The 21,207-nt window shown below is 45.5% G+C and carries 14 protein-coding genes; 8 read left to right on the top strand and 6 right to left on the bottom strand.

Annotated elements, in window-relative coordinates; all coding sequences use genetic code 11:
• Positions 1 to 99 precede the first annotated feature (99 nt).
• Positions 100 to 936, bottom strand: a complete 837-nt coding sequence (locus NSQ29_RS16270) for a helix-turn-helix domain-containing protein (protein WP_052404241.1) — start codon at positions 934 to 936, stop codon at positions 100 to 102.
• Positions 937 to 1,125: 189 nt separating this feature from the next.
• Here NSQ29_RS16270 and NSQ29_RS16265 point away from each other — a divergent pair, with 189 nt between their 5' ends.
• The 5 genes from NSQ29_RS16265 (at position 1,126) to cls (ending at position 8,933) form a co-directional block, all read left to right on the top strand.
• Positions 1,126 to 2,271 carry a DUF2264 domain-containing protein gene (locus NSQ29_RS16265; protein WP_341125591.1) on the top strand — a complete coding sequence of 382 codons (1,146 nt, stop codon included), beginning with the start codon at positions 1,126 to 1,128 and terminating at the stop codon, positions 2,269 to 2,271.
• Positions 2,272 to 2,309: 38 nt separating this feature from the next.
• Positions 2,310 to 4,127 carry a heparinase II/III family protein gene (locus NSQ29_RS16260; protein ID WP_341125590.1) on the top strand — a complete coding sequence of 606 codons (1,818 nt, stop codon included), beginning with the start codon at positions 2,310 to 2,312 and terminating at the stop codon, positions 4,125 to 4,127.
• 45 nt (positions 4,128 to 4,172) lie between these two features.
• Positions 4,173 to 5,309 carry a glycoside hydrolase family 88 protein gene (locus NSQ29_RS16255; RefSeq protein ID WP_341125589.1) on the top strand — a complete coding sequence of 379 codons (1,137 nt, stop codon included), beginning with the start codon at positions 4,173 to 4,175 and terminating at the stop codon, positions 5,307 to 5,309.
• Between the two features lie 8 nt (positions 5,310 to 5,317).
• Positions 5,318 to 7,198 (top strand): DUF2264 domain-containing protein, encoded by a 1,881-nt coding sequence (locus tag NSQ29_RS16250; protein ID WP_341125588.1) that lies wholly within the window; start codon positions 5,318 to 5,320, stop codon positions 7,196 to 7,198.
• 280 nt (positions 7,199 to 7,478) lie between these two features.
• The gene (gene cls, locus NSQ29_RS16245; protein ID WP_341125587.1) at positions 7,479 to 8,933 is read left to right on the top strand and encodes a cardiolipin synthase; all 1,455 of its coding nucleotides are present in this window, start codon (positions 7,479 to 7,481) and stop codon (positions 8,931 to 8,933) included.
• A gap of 86 nt (positions 8,934 to 9,019) precedes the next feature.
• Here cls and NSQ29_RS16240 read toward each other — a convergent pair whose 3' ends face one another.
• Complete coding sequence (locus NSQ29_RS16240) at positions 9,020 to 9,808, bottom strand: YheC/YheD family protein (protein ID WP_081382736.1); 789 nt, start codon at positions 9,806 to 9,808, stop codon at positions 9,020 to 9,022.
• 104 nt (positions 9,809 to 9,912) lie between these two features.
• On the opposite strand from NSQ29_RS16240, the gene sbnA reads away from it, so the two are divergent.
• Positions 9,913 to 12,186 carry a 2,3-diaminopropionate biosynthesis protein SbnA gene (gene sbnA / locus NSQ29_RS16235; protein ID WP_341125586.1) on the top strand — a complete coding sequence of 758 codons (2,274 nt, stop codon included), beginning with the start codon at positions 9,913 to 9,915 and terminating at the stop codon, positions 12,184 to 12,186.
• A gap of 31 nt (positions 12,187 to 12,217) precedes the next feature.
• Complete coding sequence (locus NSQ29_RS16230) at positions 12,218 to 13,183, top strand: 2,3-diaminopropionate biosynthesis protein SbnB (RefSeq protein WP_341125585.1); 966 nt, start codon at positions 12,218 to 12,220, stop codon at positions 13,181 to 13,183.
• Positions 13,184 to 13,439: 256 nt separating this feature from the next.
• Here NSQ29_RS16230 and NSQ29_RS16225 read toward each other — a convergent pair whose 3' ends face one another.
• Entirely contained in the window at positions 13,440 to 15,182 is a 1,743-nt protein-coding gene (locus tag NSQ29_RS16225) for an SGNH/GDSL hydrolase family protein (protein ID WP_341125584.1), read from the bottom strand.
• Positions 15,183 to 15,419: 237 nt separating this feature from the next.
• Here NSQ29_RS16225 and NSQ29_RS16220 point away from each other — a divergent pair, with 237 nt between their 5' ends.
• Positions 15,420 to 18,275, top strand: a complete 2,856-nt coding sequence (locus tag NSQ29_RS16220) for a glycosyl hydrolase 115 family protein (protein ID WP_341125583.1) — start codon at positions 15,420 to 15,422, stop codon at positions 18,273 to 18,275.
• A 55-nt stretch (positions 18,276 to 18,330) separates the two neighbouring features.
• Here the strand turns inward: NSQ29_RS16220 and NSQ29_RS16215 are convergent, their stop codons facing one another.
• The 3 genes from NSQ29_RS16215 to NSQ29_RS16205 all read right to left on the bottom strand — a co-directional run bounded on the left by NSQ29_RS16215 (position 18,331) and on the right by NSQ29_RS16205 (position 21,060).
• On the bottom strand, positions 18,331 to 19,110 hold the full coding sequence (locus NSQ29_RS16215; RefSeq protein ID WP_339802577.1) for a helix-turn-helix domain-containing protein: 780 nt from the start codon (positions 19,108 to 19,110) through the stop codon (positions 18,331 to 18,333).
• A gap of 94 nt (positions 19,111 to 19,204) precedes the next feature.
• Positions 19,205 to 19,825 carry a TetR/AcrR family transcriptional regulator gene (locus NSQ29_RS16210; protein ID WP_076298488.1) on the bottom strand — a complete coding sequence of 207 codons (621 nt, stop codon included), beginning with the start codon at positions 19,823 to 19,825 and terminating at the stop codon, positions 19,205 to 19,207.
• 44 nt (positions 19,826 to 19,869) lie between these two features.
• Positions 19,870 to 21,060 carry a pectin acetylesterase-family hydrolase gene (locus tag NSQ29_RS16205; RefSeq protein WP_341125582.1) on the bottom strand — a complete coding sequence of 397 codons (1,191 nt, stop codon included), beginning with the start codon at positions 21,058 to 21,060 and terminating at the stop codon, positions 19,870 to 19,872.
• Positions 21,061 to 21,207: the final 147 nt, after the last annotated feature.

Here is a 21,207-nt window from a genome sequence, read left to right as displayed (position 1 = left end):
ACTTCCATGAACCTGGCAGCTGCATTTAGCGGGTGCCAGGTTTTTTTATAAGTTCAAAGAAGGGTTTATACAATTGCGAGGCGTCGATAAGTGGCAATGTCAGCTTTTTTTGCCGTATTTTCCAGGTGGAATGCCCGTGATGTTCTTGAAAGTACGTATGAAATTGGCATAGTCATTGAAGCCGGATAGATAACAGGTTTCGGATACGGAGTTTCCGGAGGATAGGAGCTGTTTGGATAAAGCGATTTTTTTAAGCAGGACGTACCGGTAGATCGTTCCTCCTGTCTGCTGCTTGAACAGGTGACTAAGATAATATTTATCGATGTTTAATTCACCAGCGATCTGCTCTAGCGACAGATTCAGATGCAGATGGTTATCGATATAGCGCATGGCCGATTGAATATGCGATGAAATAATACTGGGTATGGTGGAACTAGTACGGCTATATAGCTCATTAATGAGGACCAGAATCTGGATCAGATAAGTTAAAGCCAGAACCTCACTGCCGTATTGAGGATTCTCCAAAATTGCAATCAGGCGATAGGCAAGGGTCATGTACTCTGCAAGCAGTGTTTCATCCATTTGAGCGAGATTCTGCTCTCCGGGCTGACGGTTCTGGAAACAGGCGAGCAGATTTGTGGTTGCGGTGCAGAAGGGATATACAAGTGGAGCTTTGAAATGAATTGTTAATCGTTCGTAAGGCTCCGGAGATAGATTAATGATTTTATGAATCTCGTGATTGTTGAATAAGAGCACATTGCCACGTTGAAGCGGATAGCTGTACTGATCCACAAATCCGTTCACCGTGCCCCCTAAAAATAGGAAGATTTCAAAGTGATCATGAATATGAAAATCTTTGGTGGGTGAGATCGGTGAATTGCCGATGCCCGCCAGTATGTCGCCTTCGAACGGCTGATAATACTGGGCATGTTTCATCCGGATATCCCCTTTCAGATTAATAGCAATAAACGCGATAAATAATCATTAATCGCAAAGACATTGCAATAATACAACACTAAACTATAGAAGAAGATTACGCAATAAACCAAGTATATAGCTGGTCTGAACATGAGTAGTAGGGATCTGCATCTGCTGAATAGACGCAATTGAAAGGGTGGATGGTGTATGAATAGTACGAAACACCGCAAATATTGGCTGGATACGATGCTACAGATCGGGAACCCAGTACTTGACGCTTTGTCGCAAAGAAAATTAAAGGAACGGCTGCCCACCGAGTTTCATAGTGACAGGAGCAAGTTTGCGCATTTGGAGGCATTCGCCCGGTTGGCCTGTGGAATGGCCCCATGGCTAGAGCTTGAAGGGCTGGAGGGTGAAGAAGATGAGCTCAGGACTCGTTATGTCATATTGATGCTGGAATGCATCGATGCTGCTGTTGATCCATCATCACCTGACTATATGGATTTTAAGTCCGAAGGCCAACCGTTGGTCGATGCGGCATTTCTCGCTCATGCGTTGGTGCGTGCACCGAAGCAGCTTGCCGGGCGGCTGAATGAGCGGGTCAAAGGTAATTTAATAACAGCCTTGAAGCGTACGCGCCGGACTGCACCCAGCGGGAGCAATTGGCTGCTGTTTAGCGCAATGGTTGAAGCAGCTTTGTATATACTCGGCGATTCAGAATATGACCGGATGCGTGTTGGTTATGCGATCCACATGTTCATGGATTGGTATAAAGGCGATGGTATCTACGGGGATGGCAAGGACTTTCACTGGGATCATTACAATAGCTTTGTCATTCAGCCGATGCTTGTGGATGTGGTTACACTCTTTGAACAGGACTCGGAGCAATACTCCGCATTGAGGCCATTGATTCTGGAGCGGGCACAAAGATACGCCACTGTTCTGGAACGGATGATTGCGCCGGACGGAACGTATCCGTTTATCGGGCGCTCTATCGTTTACCGTTTTGGTGCGTTTCAGCTGCTATCACAAGCGGTGCTACAGCATTTTCTGGAGGATGCGCTATCACCCGCACAGGTACGCTGCGCCTTGACCGCTGTAATCACCCGGACTATGGGATTTCCAGGGACGCTGGATGAGGACGGGTGGCTACGTCCGGGGGTGTATGGTTACCAGCCCGAGCTTGCGGAGAGCTATATCAATACGGGAAGTCTCTATTTATGCGCTTCAGTATTTCTTCCTCTGGGGTTACTTCCTTCAGATCCTTTCTGGGCAGGGACAGAACTGAAATGGACAGCACAAAGAATCGCAGCCGGAGAGGATGTTATGAGAGATCATGCCTTGAGTAGATAGGGGGATCTGATCTAATCGGTCAAAGGGAGGGGAAAAGCATGAACAGACAGGAGCTTTTCGGAATTGTCCAAGAAATGAAGCCAGCAAATCTGAGCTTGTATTATCCTGATGGAGAGTCGGATGCTTTTTGGAAACAAGCCTTATTATCCGAGACATTAAAGGAAGATATCAGCGAAATCCGCGCGGAAGCTCAAAGATTAGACAGCCAGCCTATATCAGAGCTGACGGATAAGCTATTTTCAATTTTTGCGCGCACAGGTTCGAGGTTGGAATATGAACGGGTCTATTTCGAACGGAGAAGAAGGCTGAATACATATGTATTTATGACCTTGCTTGAGCCGGATAATGTCAGACTTCTGGAGAACCTGGAAAATATCCTATGGTCTATATGCGAAGAGTACACATGGTGCCTGCCAGCCCATCTTCCTGCAGATCATAATACAGAGAATATTGATCAGTTTATTGATCTGTTCTCCTCGGAGACCGCTTTTACCCTTGCCGAAATTTCTCTATTACTGGGAGAACGACTTCCGCTGCTCCTTCGATCCCGAATCAGACATGAAGTAGAAAAGAGAATATTTCGACCTTTTATTGAATGTGGTCCTTATGAATGGGAGACTGCACGTCATAACTGGGCAGCAGTGTGCGCAGGGTCCATTGGGGCAGCCGCCTTATTGATGTTGGATGATCCTGCTGCGCTGACGAATATCCTGCTGAAGACAGAGCGCAGCATGAGCTACTATCTGGAAGGCTTCGGGGATGATGGGGCCTGCCTGGAAGGTCTGAGTTACTGGAACTACGGATTTGGCTATTTCACGTATTACAGCGATCTTCTCCGGGTTAGAAGTGAGGGAAGAGTAGACTGGTTTGCAACGGACAAAGTGCGAAGTATCGCTCAGTTCCAACAGAAAATTTTCATCGGTGGCAATTTTGTCGCCAATTTCTCTGACTCAGAGCCTCGAATTCACATACAAATGGGCTTGTCCCATTATTTAGCTGATACCTATCCAGAAGTAGAATGTCTTCCGCCTGTGCTTCGCACTCCTTACGCTAAGGATCACTGCAGCCGCTGGGCTCCGGCTTTTCGAAATCTCATCTGGAGAAGGACCGGCGATGAGAAACAGGATCAGGATTGGGGAGCCGCCAGTTATTATCTTCCTGATGCGGGATGGCTTGTCTCGCGTTATCAGTCCGGAGGAAGTTCGTTCGGCTTCGCGGCTAAGGGAGGGCATAACGCTGAACCTCATAATCATAATGATCTGGGACAGTTCATTCTGTCAGGTGGAGGCGAAATCTATGCAGCTGATCTCGGCTGTGGAGAGTATACGGCTGAATATTTTGGGGCTGGCCGTTATCAATATGATTGTAACGGCTCGCAGGGACATTCGGTTCCGATCATCGGCGGCCAGTATCAACTGGCTGGCAGGAAGCATAGTGCTACAGTTCTGTACGCGTCGGCTGCGGTTGAAAAAGATGAACTGAAGCTGGAGCTGTCTCAGGCATACGAAGTGGAAGAGCTTCAATCCCTGATCCGCTCTATAGTTTGGTATAAGGGGCAGCATCCTCGCTTGGAGTTAATGGACGAGTACCAGTATAACGGTAAGTCAGTGAGCTGGACAGAGCGGTTCGTTACCTGGCGTCGTCCGAAAATGCTGCGTTCTGGTGTTGTGCTGCTGCCCGGAACTGGAGTAGGCGGAGTGGAACTGACTTATGATGTTCAGATCGTTGAGCCAGAGATTACTGCACGTGAGTACCGGGATCATTTTGGCAGGGATACGGTCTGGCATACGCTAGACTTTCATGCTCTTCAGCCCGGTTCTGAAGGAAAATTAGTATTCACCTTTCAATTTAAATAAATGATGAAAGAAATAGTGGACCATTCTAAGAAGGCGGTGTTTGAAATGAATATAACGGAAAACCCAACTTGGCTGGATGAAGCTTGGAACAAGGCACTTGAAAAGACAAGATGTAACAGTGGAAAGATCGGTGCAGAATTTCCACACGCGAGTCAAGGTGGTAAATACTTGCTTGAAGCACCGAACTGGTGGACAGCAGGGTTCTGGCCGGGAATGCTCTGGCAGTTTTATTCTGAAAGTGGGGACGAAAGCCTTAAAATGATCGCAGAGCGCTGCGAAGAGAGACTCGACGAGGTACTGGACGGCTACGTTAAGCTGGATCACGATTTAGGCTTCATGTGGATTCTTACCAGTGTGGCAAATTATAAGTTAACGGGTAGCGAAGCGTCGCGAATTCGGGCATTAAAGGCGGCCAACTATCTGGCAGCCCGCTTCAATCTGAAAGGGCATTATATTCGGGCTTGGAATCCATGGAGTGAAGGGGAGGACAACAGCGGAGTTGCTATTATCGACTGCTGCATGAACACCAGCCTGTTGTTTTGGGCTTCCGAGACAACGGGTGATCCCCGCTATCGTCATATCGCAGAGGCGCATATGGATACTGTGCTGGAGCATTTTATCCGACCGGACGGCTCCGTGTACCACATCGTCAAATTCAACCCGGATACGGGTGAAGTTGTGGAGAAGCTTGGTGGGCAAGGCTTTGCGCCCGAATCGGCTTGGTCACGCGGCATGGCTTGGGCTATTTACGGCCTAGCGCTTGCCTATCATCATACGGGAAAGCAAAGCTACTTGGATGCAGCCAAGCAGGTAGCGCATTTCTTCTTGACCCGACTGCCGGATGATCACGTTCCACATTGGGATTTCCGCGCTCCCGGTGAAGTCGGCGAGATACGTGATAGCTCCGCTGGTTCCTGCGCAGCGAGTGGATTGCTGCTGCTAGCCGACCAGGTGGATGATTCGGAGTCCCATGTGTACCGGAACGGGGCTATAAGAATAGTGGAATCTCTCTACAAGAATTATGGCAGTTGGGACAATGCGGACGAGGAAGGGTTGCTGCTTCATGGTACAAGTAACTACCCTGAGGACCGGAATATAGATGTTCCGCTTATCTACGGTGATTTTTTCTATGTCGAAGCATTAGCCCGCATTAAAGCCGTAGGACCGTTCTTTTGGGAGTAGGGGTGATTATGATGAACAATGAGAAATCATTTTCTCGGATTGGCGGTAATCCGCTGAAGACCCGTGAGGATCTGGTGATCGCTCTTGAGCAGCTTACGGATCCACTTCGGCCGTTCTACAGCAAAGGTGGCTCACGACTTAAAATTGGCAAAACAGGGGCGAGCTATTCGGCAGCAACTGCTGAAATGGAAGGTTTCTCGCGGGTGTTGTGGGGTTTGGTACCCCTGCTCATTGGTGGTGGAGACAGCGAACTCTGGGACATCGTGCTGGATGGCATTCGGCATGGCACCGATCCTTCTCATGAAGAATATTGGGGAGAGGTGAAGGATTACGATCAGCGTTTGGTCGAAATGGCGGTCTTCGGCTTCGCATTGGCAGCCATTCCGGAACAGATTTGGTTGCCGCTTGCTCCGAATGAGCAGGATCAATTATACCGTTGGCTGAATCAAATAAACGCCCATCCTTGCTATGATTGCAATTGGCTGTTCTTTAACGTTCTAGTCAATATCGGATTCCGCAAAATCGGTCGTCCCTACGACGCAGGACAACTGGAGAGCAATTTAAAGCGCATGGATGATTTCTATTTGGGAGAGGGCTGGTACAGCGACGGGATTAATGGTCACAGCGATTATTACGTACCTTTTGCTATTCATTACTATGCACTGCTGTACGCAAAGCTGATGGAACAGGAAGACCCCGAACGTTCCCGTGTGTTCAAAGAACGGGCTCGATTGTTTGCTGCTGAATTCATCGGCTGGTTCGCACCCGACGGCTCCGCACTTCCTTATGGGCGTAGCTTGACTTACCGCTTTGCCCAGTCGGCATTTTGGAGCGCCGTTGCCTATGCAGATGTTGAAGGATTTTCTGCTGGTGTGGTAAAAGGTCTAGTGCTGCGAAATCTGCGTTGGTGGTTCAGTCAGCCGATTGTTGACGCCGATGGCGTACTGACCATCGGATATACTTACCCGAATCTGGTCATGGCGGAGAATTACAATGCCCCCGGATCTCCGTATTGGGCGTTAAAGACTTTCTTGCCGCTGGCTCTAGGGGCGGATCATCCGTTCTGGAAGGAAGAGGAACTGCCGCTACCGTCCATTCCGGCTGTCATGGTTCAGAAGCCTGCACATCTTGTCATCGTCCGCGAGCACGCTTCCGGTCATGTAGCGGCCTTCAATAGCGGACATTTATACACGAATGAACATACCCACACCTCGGCCAAATACGAAAAATTCGTGTATTCAACAGGCTTCGGCTTCAGCGTGCCCCGCTCTGAATGGGGGCTCTCCCAAGGAGCGTTCGACGCTATGCTTGCGATGAGCGAGGTCGGAGACAACTTATACCGGGTACGACGCCAGAATATAGAGTCTGAGATGATAGACAACGTCCTTCGTTCCGTCTGGAAACCGTGGGCCAATGTCGAGGTTCAGACTTGGGTTGTCGCCGGACTTCCTTGGCATATTCGGATTCATCGAGTCGAAACTGGACGGTCGTTGGATACCGCAGAGGGTGGATTCGCACTTGGTCAAGAGAATGAAATGATATCGAAGATCGATGTGGCTGGTGCGATGGCCTCCACTGCTTGGGGAACCAGCGCAATCAAGGATTTGCTAGGTTGTCGGAAGGGTGAGTTGGTCTGGCCGAACGCCAATACGAACCTGCTTCACCCTCGAACGGTGCTGCCGATGCTGACGAGCACCCTTGAGCCGGGAATTCACTGGCTCGCTTCGGCCGTCTATGGTTGTCCCTCAGAGGGGGCTTTGGATATTCAGGCTGATCAAGCTGATGAGGTCCTCAAGCATTCACCTGAGCAAGATTTGAAAGTTAAGTTCAGCGAGGGAACGTTAACCATTGTCACTCATTTTGGGAGAGAAATCGTTCTTAATATATAATGAGTTGGCTGAATACTTCTCACACTAATTGAAAAGTCACAACAATAGCCCAGATGCAGAACTACTGCACTAGGGCTATTGTTTTTATGTGGATTTTTATGATTTTATCTTTTAATTATTGAGTTTTTTATCAAATGTTTTCTTAGATGGACAATTATGCTATAGTACTCTATCTAGTCATTTACAGAAGTATTGATTTATCAGACGATGAATAAACTGACTTTTGGCAAAACTAGAAATACCGACATCTATAGAAAGATAAGAAAGGCAGGAACTCCTTATGGACAACGGCAGTCTGGTCACGTGGATACTTTCATTTGTTATGATTATAAACATATTGCTCTCTGCTGGTTTTTTATTTTTTGAGAGGAGAGATATTGGTTATACGTGGGCGTGGCTTATGGTTTTTTATTTCATTCCCATTTTGGGCTTTATTATTTATCTCTTTCTTGGTCGTAATTTAGCAAAAAAGAATTTCTTTGGCCTTTCAGCTGAAGAAAGTAAATATCTACAATCAACTGTAGATCATCAATTGGCTACATTAAAGGATCAACGCGAGAATCAGAACGCTTTGTTAACGAAATATGCTGATTTAATTCATATGAACCTTGTTTCATCGAATGCGCTAATGACAATAGATAACGAGATAGCTATTTTTAACGATGGTAAACAAAAGTTTGACTCTTTATTCAATGATATTAGAAATGCCAAAAAAGAGGTCAACATTCAATATTATATCATCCAGCCTGATGATTTAGGGACAAAATTAAGAGATGAATTAACTAAAAAAGCCAAAGAAGGCGTAAAAGTGAGGGTTCTCTATGACGAAATCGGCTCCAAGAGACTTTCTCTTAAGTTCTTTAAAGAACTACTTTCTGCTGGTGGAGAAGTAGAGGTATTCTTTCCATCACTGCTTAGACCGATAAATTTTCGAATGAATAATCGAAATCATAGAAAACTATGTATCATCGATGGGGAAATTGCTTATATTGGTGGATTTAATGTGGGAAATGAATACTTAGGGATAGATAAAAAGTTTGGATATTGGCGGGATACACATTTTAGAATGAAGGGTGGTTCCGTTAATCAAATTCAAGGCAGGTTTCTTCTGGATTGGAAACATGCCCGGAAACACGAGCAGGTAAGCTTCGATCAATTTTCCTTTACTACTGGAGGTCATGCCGGATCAAGTCCCGCTCAAATTGTGTCTAGTGGTCCTAACTCGCTAGTTGAGCATCTGAAAAATATGTATATTAAGCTGATCTTGAACGCCAAACGGAGTGTGTATATTCAGACGCCATACTTCATTCCAGATAGTAGTTTTATGGATGCATGTAAAATTGCACTCCTATCCGGTGTGGATGTACGGATTATGATTCCAAATAAGCCTGATCACCCTTTTGTATACTGGGCAACTTGGGCGTATGCAGGTGAATTATTGAATTATGGAGCGAAAATTCTGTTATATGAAAATGGTTTCTTGCATGCCAAGACGATTGTGGTAGATGAAGAAGTAGCGTCCGTAGGGACAATGAATATTGATTCCCGGAGCTTTAGACTCAATTTCGAAGTTAATGCAATTGTTTATGATGAGCAAGTTGCTAAACAGCTTCAAGAATTGTTTCATGAAGATAGCCAGTTAAGTACAGAGCTTACCCCTGAGCGTTATAAAGAAAGGTCCCTTATAATCAAATTTAAAGAGGGGATTTCTCGTCTTTTTTCGTCCATCCTCTGAATACACAGACCCTATACTCCGTACAAAAGGCGAGCTGTGGACTTGTAAATTCACAGTTCGCCGCGGCACATGGATTCTACTATGCTTCACACGACACCCTGTTTTGATTTCATGCACTTAAGATTGTATGTGCGACCGTATACTTTTGCATATCTGACAATTCGGTCAATCATACGGGTGTCTTTCAGCTTAGTAAACGGGCACGGATCAGGAGCGGTATTCACTTCCAAGATCCATGGCTTGAGACGTTGATCTAAGGCAATATCTACACCGATTTCCTGAAGGCCGGGATAGACAGTGCTAAGTTGTCTGGCGGATTTCACTCCAATTTGCTTCAGGGATCGGATCAATATTGTACAATTCTCTGCGCTTGTGTAGGCTTTCAATAATTCCTCAACCGGATAAATCGTTCCTCCTTGACTCCCGTTTGTAACTACTTTGCGAGGATGCGCCACGCGTCCTGCAACCCCTGTTGCTTCCCACCCACCCTTAGAATTCCGCTGCACCATCACCCGGATATCGAATGGGCGGCCATCGTACACCAACAGCCTGATCCCCTTTTGAACTAAATAGGACTTCCCTTGGGCTTCTCGTAAGAGGGCCCGATATGCCGTGTCGTAATTAGAGAATTTGTGTACGTGGGTACCGGACTGATAGCTGTATTGTGCACGAGTAAGTTCAACCCGTATCACGCCCTGTCCTAAAGATCCGCAGCAAGGCTTAATGTACACCATCTTATATTTTTGTAGCATTTCATAGAGAGTGTTCTTATCCATTTTTCTTGTAAGCGGGACATGTTTATTTAACTCTTGATTTCTAACCAGCACCCTTGTCTTCGTCAGCTTATTGGATATACGGCTTATCTGCTTCATCATTTTGTCCCTCCGTCTCAAAAGATCCATAGGCTATATTACGGAAATACCTCAGCTTTTGATTGGGCAACCACCGAATTGTAGAACACACTGAAAGAATTCTACATATGATTATGGTAGGTATTTATCTATGGGCTGCAGCTTGCGGTCAACAGGAGGCGGCCATCATACTGCTCGACAAAGACAAATTGCAGGATAAGTTACTTGAAGTAATTGAGGCATTTCCCTGGTATAAGGGGCTGATCGGCGGCGAAAGAGCGAATTATAGCTTAGAGACGCTTCCGCTTATGACGTCGACAACGCTAGATACCTATTATTATAATCAACCTTTTGATCCTTCTTTGACCGTATATAGGACGTCGGGTACAAGCACTGGCCGTCGAAAAGCCATACTTTACTCTAAGGAAGACGATAAGCACTATATAGATATTAAAACGAAGCTGTACGGTGATCTTATTGCGGGAAGCGGATGTGTTAGCGCTTTGGCGGATATGGGTACTGGGCATGCGGCGAACACTGCGCTGTCCATTTTTGAACGGTTAGGATTGGAACATCATTCAATTCCCTTCGAATTGCCGATTGAGCAGCATATTGAACAGCTTCAAACCTTCAAGCCTGACTTACTCTACACAATGCCTTCCATCCTTGATCATATCGTAAATGCTACTAGTGATCTGCGTGTTTTTGGAATCCGTAAGATTATTTTGGTTGGGGAAATCGCTTCATTAGGGTGGCAGCGGAATATGGCCCGTCTGTTCGGTCTTGAACCGCGCGACATCATTGATACGTATGGCTCTATTGAAATAGGCACGATTGCTTATTATTCACATGATCTTGGCAGGTATATTTTTGCTGATGGGATTTTTGCGGAAGGGGTCGGGGCGCAGGAGATTGGCGAAGAACTAAGTCCGCTTAGTAATGATGAAAGTGTTCTTGTTCTTACCTCCATGGTTCGCAAGATGCTGCCAGCTATTCGTTTCGTTACCTATGACGTTGTAAGGGACTTTAGGTCTGTGATGATAGATGGTGTGGAGAAGCAGAGTTTTAGTTCCATCGTCAAACGGGTGGGTCGGGAGCTGAAGCACGGGGAGAAAATAAGCCTGTACGATATCGAACAGGTCGTATACCGACATCTTGAAGATGCGATCATTCGGGTCAAAGTGAGAAAGAACGCGCTGACCGTTTATATCAAAAGTAAATCTGCGGATAACACCATTGTCCCGAAGATCAAAGAGGAAATTAGGGAATGCATTCCGGAAATCGGCATGATGATTCGAAACCATCTGCTGGATGATATTGAGGTCATTACAGTAGGCAAAGACGAGTCAATGGACAGCGGAAAGGTTAAGAACAAAAAGCTATATTACCAGAAAGATAAAGATCGCGCAGAGATGGACTTCACTGACGGTATTTTGTCGACTATCGGAAATACACCCTTAATCAAGCTGAAGAGCTTGTTCTATAAAAGTGAATTTGACGTCTATGCAAAAATGGAGCTGATGAACCCGGGGGGAAGCGCCAAAGATCGTCCTGCCCTGCGGATGATCCAAGAGGCATGGAAGGAAGGAACAATAGGCCCGGGAACCACCATCATTGAATCGAGCTCTGGTAATATGGCGATCAGCTTGGCCATGATTTGTAAGTATTTGGGGATGCGTTTTATCAGCGTTATTGATCCAAGAACTACGGAAACGAATCTGCAAATTCTGAAGGCGTTGGATGCTAAAATCGAATATGTCGCCAATCCAGATCCCGTAACAGGAGAGTTTCTTCCTGCTAGACTGAAACGTGTGCAGCAGTTATTGGCGGAAATACCGGGCAGCTACTGGACGAATCAGTATGCAAACGCAAATAATTATTTAGCTCACTACCATACGACAATGAAAGAAATCGTGACTGTTCTTGAACGAGTGGATTATTTATTTTGCAGCGTTAGTACATGCGGAACCATACGGGGTCTTGCGGAATACGCAAGAGATCACGGACTTCGGACCAAGATCGTGGCTGTCGATGCAGAGGGAAGCGCGATTTTTGGCGGAAATAAGAGTACGCGGCGCTTCCCGGGACTGGGTGCCGGCATCGTGCCACCTTTCTGCAGAACAGATATAATCGACCATATCGTGCATGTCTCGGATTCGGATATCGTAAAAGGTTGCCGGATGTTGGCACAGAACGAATCCATCCTGGCTGGCGCATCCTCCGGGGGAATCATTGCCGCCGTTAAGCAGATGGAGCCAGAATTGACCCCGGGAGCTGTCTGCGCAGTCATTCTGCATGATAAGGGAGAGCGTTACCTCGATACCGTATATTCTGACTCATGGATTCATAACCAATTCGATCAGGAGCTGTTGGCTGAATGTGATGATCTCACTGAGATGTAAGAAACGATATGTTTCATAAGGAGGTGACGGTATGCTGTACTTAAATGATCGAGATATACGGGCAGTAGGTGTTGATTGGCCTATTCTTGTGGAATCGGTAGAGACTGCTGTAGGTATCATCGATTCAGGTGATTATGTGCAGCCGATAAAGCCTTACCTAAGGTATAAGAGTCCACAAAACCGGATTATTGCAATGCCCGCTTACGTAGGGGGAGAGGTGAACGCGGCAGGGATAAAGTGGATTTCTAGCTTCCCAGATAATATTGAGGCTGATCTACCTCGCGCGCATAGCATCATTGTATTGAATGAACCAAGTACAGGCCAGCCTTCAGCCGTCTTGAACTCTCCGCTTCCCAGTATTATTAGGACGGCTTCCATCAGCGGACTGATGATTCGTTACTTTTTGCTGGCGCGTTCAGTGGAGCGGATTCATCTAGGCATTATCGGCTGGGGACCAATTGGGCAGTATCATTGTCAAATGGTTACGGCTTTGTACGGGGATCGAGTCGAACGTATCCGGATTTTCGATATCAAGGGAGTAGACTTATCAGGAATCTCATCTCTCTTTAGAGATAGGATGGAAGTGGCTAAGACGTGGGCGGACGTTTATCAGCATTCGAATATCTTTATTACTTGTACTGTATCCGAACATCGGTATATCGATCTGTATCCTGAAAAAGGTAGTCTTCTGTTGAATGTTTCACTGCGCGATTATAAGCCGGAGGCGTTAGCTTCGTTAAAAGCCATTATCGTCGACGATTGGGATGAAGTGTGCCGTGAGAATACGGATATTGAGCAGCTTCATTTGGAGCAGGGGCTCACTCGTGCTGACACCCAGATGATTACCGATGTTGTCTTGCGCCACAGCCTAGATGAATTCGGCGAAGATGAACCGATCTTCTTTTGCCCGATGGGGATGGCCGTCTTTGATATCGCTACAGCGGTGTATTACGTGAACAAGGCGAGAGAAAAGGGGATAGGGACCGAGCTGGAGTAAGGAGAGCAAGAATGAGAGCAATTCTGTCCATATAACAGCGATAACCCGCTTATTGAGCGGGTTTTTCATTATGTTATGCACTAGTATATTGGTTTCATATGGATATGTTTGCAACGTGGATTGCAGTCTATTGTGATTGGTTGATTAAAGCGGTATTGTTTATTTGGCGGTATATTAGTGGGAAATGGACAAAATTCCAAGCGATACAATAAAGACAACCCCGATGAAGAATACATCGGGGCTGTCTTGCAACTGATTAAAGGGTATAACCGAAGCCTAGTATAGTAAAACACTTATCCTGATCTTCGGGCACCATTTTGATTTCTATCTGATGCTCACTGCTAGCTTCGTTTTGATATAGAATTACCGGATTGCAATGTGTCCAGTTGTTCACGTGAGGATCAGCAGTAACTGCAAGGTTGCCGTCTACGAAGATATCCGCTTTGCCGAATTCGCTGCTGCCGGAATCCTTGTATATGAGGATGAGATTTTTACTCGTTATTGTCAGCTTGAAGCTTTCTTCTCCAGACGCTCTTGAATGCATCCAATTATGAGGGAATTCCGGAGTACCGTGAGAGTCAGCATCCATTTCTACCCGCTGCAAATCGGTATCGATCCCCGAAAATCCACCTACTTCGATCTTACCTGCGTCAATATAGTTTTTTCGATCCAGCAGGAGGGTTCCTGCAAAATCATTCCCGATAACCGGTCGTTGATCCAATAAGATCTCATCTTCATTCATTAGTGATTTATGGGTTTCGGTGAATAAATAAGCGAGACAATCAGCCATTACCCGGTGACCCTCATTTGTCGGATGATAGATATCATAGAAAAATTGCCGTTTAGAGATGATGTTGCCTTCAGCTTTACTCAGGCGGAACTGCTCGGATACGGCATCCTTTACACTAACCATAGGAAGATTATAATGGCGGCCAATGGGGGAGAGCCGATCCTGCAGGTTCCAGTCATTCATAAACACACTGAACAGAAGGATTACGGCTGGCTGATGATCGGCGGAAAGTATTTTTAAGCATAAGCTTTCAAAACAATTGCCTTTCGTTTCATCCCCTTCGTCGTTTACCGCAAATTCCACTACCACGATATCTGGTGTTACGGAACCGTCTCTAAGAATATCTCTTTCATAGCGGATGACGCCAAGCTCGGAAGGTGTTCCGCCGACCCCAGCCTTCACAAAATGGATGTTCTCGCCACCATTTGTGCCGAATAAGTTTTTAAATCTTAAATACGACTGATAGGCATAACATTCCGTGTGTATCGGCTTAGCACCGGCTCCTTGAGTAATGGAACCTCCAATATAAGCGATCGTGACTTCCTCGCCCTTTATAGCCTTATTCATGGCAGCTTTTAATCTTTTATTATTGCCAGCGTGCAGCAAGGATTGTGTAATGATCTTTTGGTACTCATTCGATTCAAAAGCAACTGGTGGTTCAAGGATTAGCTCTGGAACAGAATAACCGTCATGCAAATAAAAAATAACACTCGCAATCGCAAGTTCGCCTGCGTGATTAAATTCAAAAGCAAATTTTCCGAGCACATCATCTTCTTCAGAACCCGGATTATCTGCTAACTTCAAAATAACCTCTGAACCATCGGCGGGGCAGGGTACACGTAAATAACTGCCGGTTTCATATTTACTAGTTTTGCCCCAGTGCTGCAATAAAAAAGTGACTGGATCTTCCTGCGCGTTAGTCCTTCTCACGGATACTCCAATACTGTGGACTAATTTGCGAAATCCTGCACTGCTCCCCAGAAGCTCCAGAATTGCTTTATCTGTGACGCCGCCTATAAATCTGGTCTTATCGATCAGATAGCTGCCTTCCAGATAAACTTCTTGTGAAGGTTTTCCTTCAGGTCTTGCTGTTGCTTCAATTGCTGTTTCATACAGCACAAAAAAGCCGTTTCTACGATCAGCCGGGTCCTTTGGAGCTTTCGGACCTTCAATCTGTTCGCCTGCAATGAGTTCGTTATTCTTTTCCATATGGATCATCCTCGCTTTATAAGGTTCTCTTGTTATGGATGCGCTTGCAAAGAAATGATTCTGTTACAAGGGAATACCTGTTAACAGTAACACCAATTATCTAGATTGTTCAACCAATAAACAAAGTTTCATTTAATAATTACAAAAACTTGCTAGTTTACACATGGAAGTTGAAATCGCTTACTTATATAATGTGCCTAGTCATACGAAAATAGGATGCTTAAGGGGAGAATAATCATGCCTACGCAGGAATTAATCCTTGTGAAGCAGGGCAAAGCTGCTAAGATTTACGTGGATCCCAAAGGGAAGGATTATGCCGGTTTGCGCCGCGTGGCTCAGTCTTTTGCAGCAGATGTTAAACAGGTAACAGAGGTTGAACCTGAAATACATGCACAATTGAAGGCATTGGATGGAACCGTTATAATCGCTGGATCGATCGGCAGTAATGAGCTTATTGATCGTTTAATTGCGAAGGGGACAGTGGATGTGTCCGCCATCCAAGGGAAAAGGGAATGTTATAAAATTCAGGTAGTTGAAGAACCGACAGCAGGAGTGGACAAGGCGCTCGTCATTGTGGGAAGCGATAAACGCGGGACGATGTACGGGATTTATTCTATCTCTGAAAAAATTGGCGTTAGTCCGTGGAAATATTGGGCAGATGTTATACCAGAGAAAAAAGCAGATTTGATCTTACCTGATAGCCAGCTACATAGGATTTCCAAAGAACCTTCGGTTAAATACAGAGGGATTTTTTTGAATGACGACTGGCCGTCCTTGGGCTCTTGGGTAACTCAAAGATTTGGTGATTTTAATGAAGATTTCTATGACAAGGTGTTTGAACTAATTCTTCGATTAAAGGGGAATTATTTATGGCCAGCGATGTGGAGTGCCGAATTCAGCCTTAACGGTAAAAGCAATCCAATCGCCAACGCCCAGCATGCACAGGAATACGGCATTATAATGGGAACCTCCCATCATGAACCTTTATTTCGGGCAGGCAGTGAATGGCAGAAGGTATACAACCAATATGGAACAAGTAACTTATGGGATTTTGCCCGAAACAAACAAGCTATTACGGATTTCTGGGAAGATGGAATCAAACGGAATCAGGACTTTGACAATTTAATCACACTAGGGATGCGGGGAGAAAGTGATTCTGCGCTGGAGGGCTCCGACCAGGAGAATATTGACCTGCTGAAGGATATCATCCTTACGCAAAAAGAATTATTAAAGAAATATAATCTTGAGCACTCGCCCCAAATTCTAGCCGTATACAAGGAAGTGGAGAAGTATTGGTATGGCACTGCTGAGGTTGAAGGCTTGAAGGACTGGGAAGTCCTGAATGAGGTTTCGATCCTGCTGGCAGATGATAACTATGGCAATCTCCGCAAAATCCCAACGGAACACGAACGCGATCGAAGTGCAGGGTGGGGGATGTACTATCATTTTGACTATCATGGTGGTCCACATTCCTATGAATGGTTAAACACGATTCCGCTGGAGAAGGTTTGGGAGCAAATGTGTATGGCATTCGACTATGGCATCCGTGATGTATGGATTGTGAACGTCGGGGATTTGAAGCCTATGGAATTGCCTATTTCCTACTTTATGGAATTGGCCTATGATTTCGAAGCTTGGGGTACCGGAGCGATTAACCGGACTGAGGAATATACCAAACGATGGGTAGAGCAGCAGTTCGGATATGCACTGGAACATGAGACATGCCTGGGCATCGCGCAATTGCTGAGTGAGTATACCCGAATGAACGGCCGCCGCAAGCCGGAGATTATTTATCCGTCAACCTTCAGTCCAATCCATTACAATGAGGCACAGAGAGTGCTGAAGCAGGCGATTAGGATGGAGAATGCCGCTGACCAATACTATGCTCTTATTCCTGAATCATTAAAAGATGCGTACTACCAGCTTGTATATTTCCCTGCTGCTGCATCAGCCAATGTGCTCAAAATGCAAATATATGCTGGACTTAACGAGCTATATGCTGGACGAGGCAGTGTATTGGCCAATACCTACGCTACCCTGACTCATGAAGCCATCGATAGGGATAAACACCTGGAGCAGGTTTATAATAGCGGAATTACAGAAGGAAAATGGCAGGGAATGATGAGTTCCCCTCATGTCGGGTATGTTCACTGGAATGCAGAGGGGTGGAAATATCCAGAGGTGAGCACTTTGATTCCTGACAAAGGTTCTATAATGATTATTGATGTGGAAGGTACGGAGGAAGCGTATATTTCGGGTACGGCAAAGCTTCCTGTATTTACAAATCTGCAAAAAGAAAACTATTGCATTACTATCAGCAACGGTGGAGAAGCGGGCTTTGAATATCAGACAAGTAGCAGTGCAGCTTGGATCAAGCTTGAGAAAACATCGGGGTGGATCAAGGCTGGGGAGACCTTACAGGTTTCTGTAGATTGGGAAAAGGTTCACGAGATATCGACGGGTGAAATTACACTCTCTGGTGCCGGGGGCATCGTTAAGGTGAATGTAGCTGTGGACTGGACTGACATTCAGGATGTGCCAGCGATGACCTTTATCGAGACGCATAATAGAGTGTCCATTGAAGCGGAGCATACCTCAAGTCGTGTTGCACAATCAGGGGTGGAATGGAAGACCATTGCTAACTATGGGCGTTCTTTATCCTCGGTTAAAATGTTTCCGGATACGGTATCTTTTGAACAGCCGGAGAATGCGCCTTATCTGGAATATCAGGTTTTAGTACAGCAGAATGCAGATTACAGCTTAACCGCGTATATTGCTCCGACAAACAACCTGTCACAGTTCAGTGGATTAAAATATGCGGTAGGCTTCGATGCACAGACGCCAGTGATTACTGATGCTTTACCTACGGATTTTGCGGGCGGCAATCATGATAATGAACCGTGGTGCCGCGCGGTTATGGATAATATTCATACCGTGACCACAAGTCATGCGTTAACAAAGGGGATTCATACCCTCCGCTTTTACGGATTGGATGCAGGCCTGGTCCTGCAAAAGCTTGTGTTGTCCGCTGCGGAGCTGCCTTATTCCTATTTGGGCCCAGAGGAGAGCTTCTATACTAGGGGGACGCACTAATTCATAGTTAGAGCTAATTGAAGGGCTGAATCCCCGAATGGTTCAGGGGCCTCCGTTATTTCAAGGCAGATGACGGAGGATAACCCTTGATATTTTTGAAAACATTACTGAAGTAGGCGACATCTTGATAACCACAGTGCTCTGCTACTTCGGACACATTGAAGCCACCTGCGGACAAAATCATCTCAGCATTGTTCACTCGTACTTTATTTATGAATTCCTTATAGGTGGAACCGATGTTTTGCTTGAACAGCTTGCCAAGATATACAGGATTTAAGGCAACCAAATCAGCTAGTTCCTTGATCGTAACTTCCTCCGAATAATGATCCATAATATAGGTCATTACTTTTTGGATTCTCAGATCGATCAGAGGTGTCTCTTGATGGTGGGTTATGCTTAACAGGCGATACACGATCAGTTGAAAAATGGCTCTGGCCTTCATTTTATAAAAAGGCTGTTTGCCCATCCATACATGCGAGAAATCTTTGATGTCCGCTAGGATCTCTTTAGTTCTCCAGTTTTTGGTTACGGTCTCAAAAGGGAGCTGCACATGATTGTCCTCCCCCTCCCAGAAGAAATTAAACGCAAAAGAACGCATGGGTGCCTCCTTAAAGGTCTGCGCTTCCCGAATACTTCCGGAAGGTGCATAGAGCATATCACCAGCTTCAACCGTAAATTTCTCCCCATTAATAAAATAGTTCGATTTCCCTTCCACAATGAAGGTAAGGTCATGGAAATCAATTTTGCTCCTCGTTATCTCCCAATCCGGGAAGGATCTGCGGTCGACAAACAAAAAAACGTTCGGAACTAGATTCTCATATTTGCCAATGTCCATTTCAGCCATTGCTCCTTCCATATAACTAGAGCCGTACGAATACCGATTGGTATATTATACCGAAATGAAACCTATTACGAAAAGACTCTTTTAATCATCGGGAATGCCGTACGCCATGCATAATGAAATCCTTGAATTGTCGGTCTGTTGCCCGGTCTTCCTCCGTAACCACACCGCTCCGCTGATGCGTAATAATAACGGCTTTTTGTAAATACATGAAATACAGGTGGGTGGACTTCTGCAGAATGTTCAGCCACTTATTTTTTTCCTCCGGATCCACTGCTATTGTGTCAAGCAGTATAAGTCGCGAATACCAGCCTTCCATAGCCTTCTTAAAGTCAGGCAGTTCTGCAGGATTCTTAGAAAGCGTGCTGTAGTAAACTCCAAAAATGGCATCATAGTAGATCAGTGATTCCTGATGATCTCTTAAAGCCAAATATTTATCCAGAATGTTCTCCAGTGATTGTACCGGCTGTTCAAAATCAAAATCAAACAGCAGCTGTCCAAACATCCGCTCTAGGTTAAGGACATAGATTTGAGCGGCTAATTCTTCTTTGTCCTTATAATGATGATACAAAGTGCGCCGGGAGACCCCGGCTTGTTCTGCAATTTGAGCCATATCCGTGCGCTCAATACCTTGAGCACAGAACAAGCTGAGTGCTGTATCCTTAATGATCTCCCTCGTCATTTGCATCTGCTTTTCACGCAAATTCATTAATTTTCTCTCCTGCCTTGTGCGAGTATTTCGCTAATTCTGTGCTATTTCTGAGCTGGCTTCGACGTCATGAGGAACTTGCTCCCAACTGAATAGGGTTTCTGATGGTTGACTGCATCACCTAGCCATTTCAGAAGCTTCACACCATCTTGTTCAGCCTGAAAGAAGGTCTCTCTGGTTGCAAAAGTGTGCGGGGTTGTACCCGTCTTAGCATTTAGCCCATAGTCGGTCAGATAGTAATAATAATTAGGTAAAGTGGCAGCTAAAGAAGATACAGATTGCCGCATTTCCTGTGACCATTCATTAATAATGCGTTGATCTCTGGGCCCCTTGTAATCGTTGATGTTGTTCTGAAAGTGGATCAGAATCTCGTCAAATACCGAGTAGGATTGCAATATTACCGTATTCGCAGGCAGTAGATGACCGTTCGCTTTAAATGCTGCCCCGATGATATCCGCTTCAGGGGTATACCCAAAATTCTTAACGAAGTCTGCCTGCCATTCCTTATTCACAACATTTGGCCACTTGTCTGATTTCAGGAAGGAACTGTCTGAATATTGGAAGATCTCGGAGTCTTTGTAATGAGAGGCGATCTCCGGAGCCCAGAAGGCGGACCCGAATCCACCAGCACTTTCACCTGCAATTAGCAGTTTGCCGGGCTTTTCCACGTTGGCATATATCCAATCAAGGCTGTTTCGCACATTATTGCTGCCGTTATAACGCATTGTAAAGGTACTGCCGTCCTCTTTTTTATATTCAGCCGTACGGTTACCGATATGGAAATCACCCGTCGAATAGGGAAGGTAGACCACATTCCATCCATGAAAAGGATTGGCAGGGTTATCCGTATCCATCATGCCTCTCAGCAATGTCAGCATATAGAAGGGGATGTTCTGGAAATAGTTGCCCGTATCTCCACCTTTAATGAAGTTCATTAGCTTGATTGGGTGCGCGGCGCTTTGGGCATCCCAACTGGCCCCTCCCCCGGAAAAAAAGATAATCCAGTTATTAGTCTCTCCCTTTTTATTCCAGATAAAATACTCTGATCCATCACTTGAAATGACATTTCCGTCCAGCTTGACTTTATTCCACTCATAAGGTTTCACTTCCGTGATTACGGGGGTGGCGGTGGCCGGTCTCTTGATCACAAAAGCGCTAATCGCAAGAATAGCAATCAAAGCAAGGCTCAATAATCCAATGCATGTGAATATCGTAATTTTCCCCATTCTTCTCATATACATCTCTCCCTTAATTGGAGTATACGCTACGTTAACTCATTGCGCAATGTGTATACTTAAATTCAAAATAAACAATCATAATCGAAAAACGGGGTGTCCTCGCAGCCTTTTATACATGGCTACAGGGACACCCCGATTTTGTAT

It is taken from the genome of Paenibacillus sp. FSL F4-0236 (assembly GCF_038000135.1).
GTDB lineage: Bacteria > Bacillota > Bacilli > Paenibacillales > Paenibacillaceae > Paenibacillus_AQ.
The sequence above is the reverse complement of the archived record's forward strand: the minus strand, read 5'-3'. Positions and strand labels throughout refer to the sequence as shown.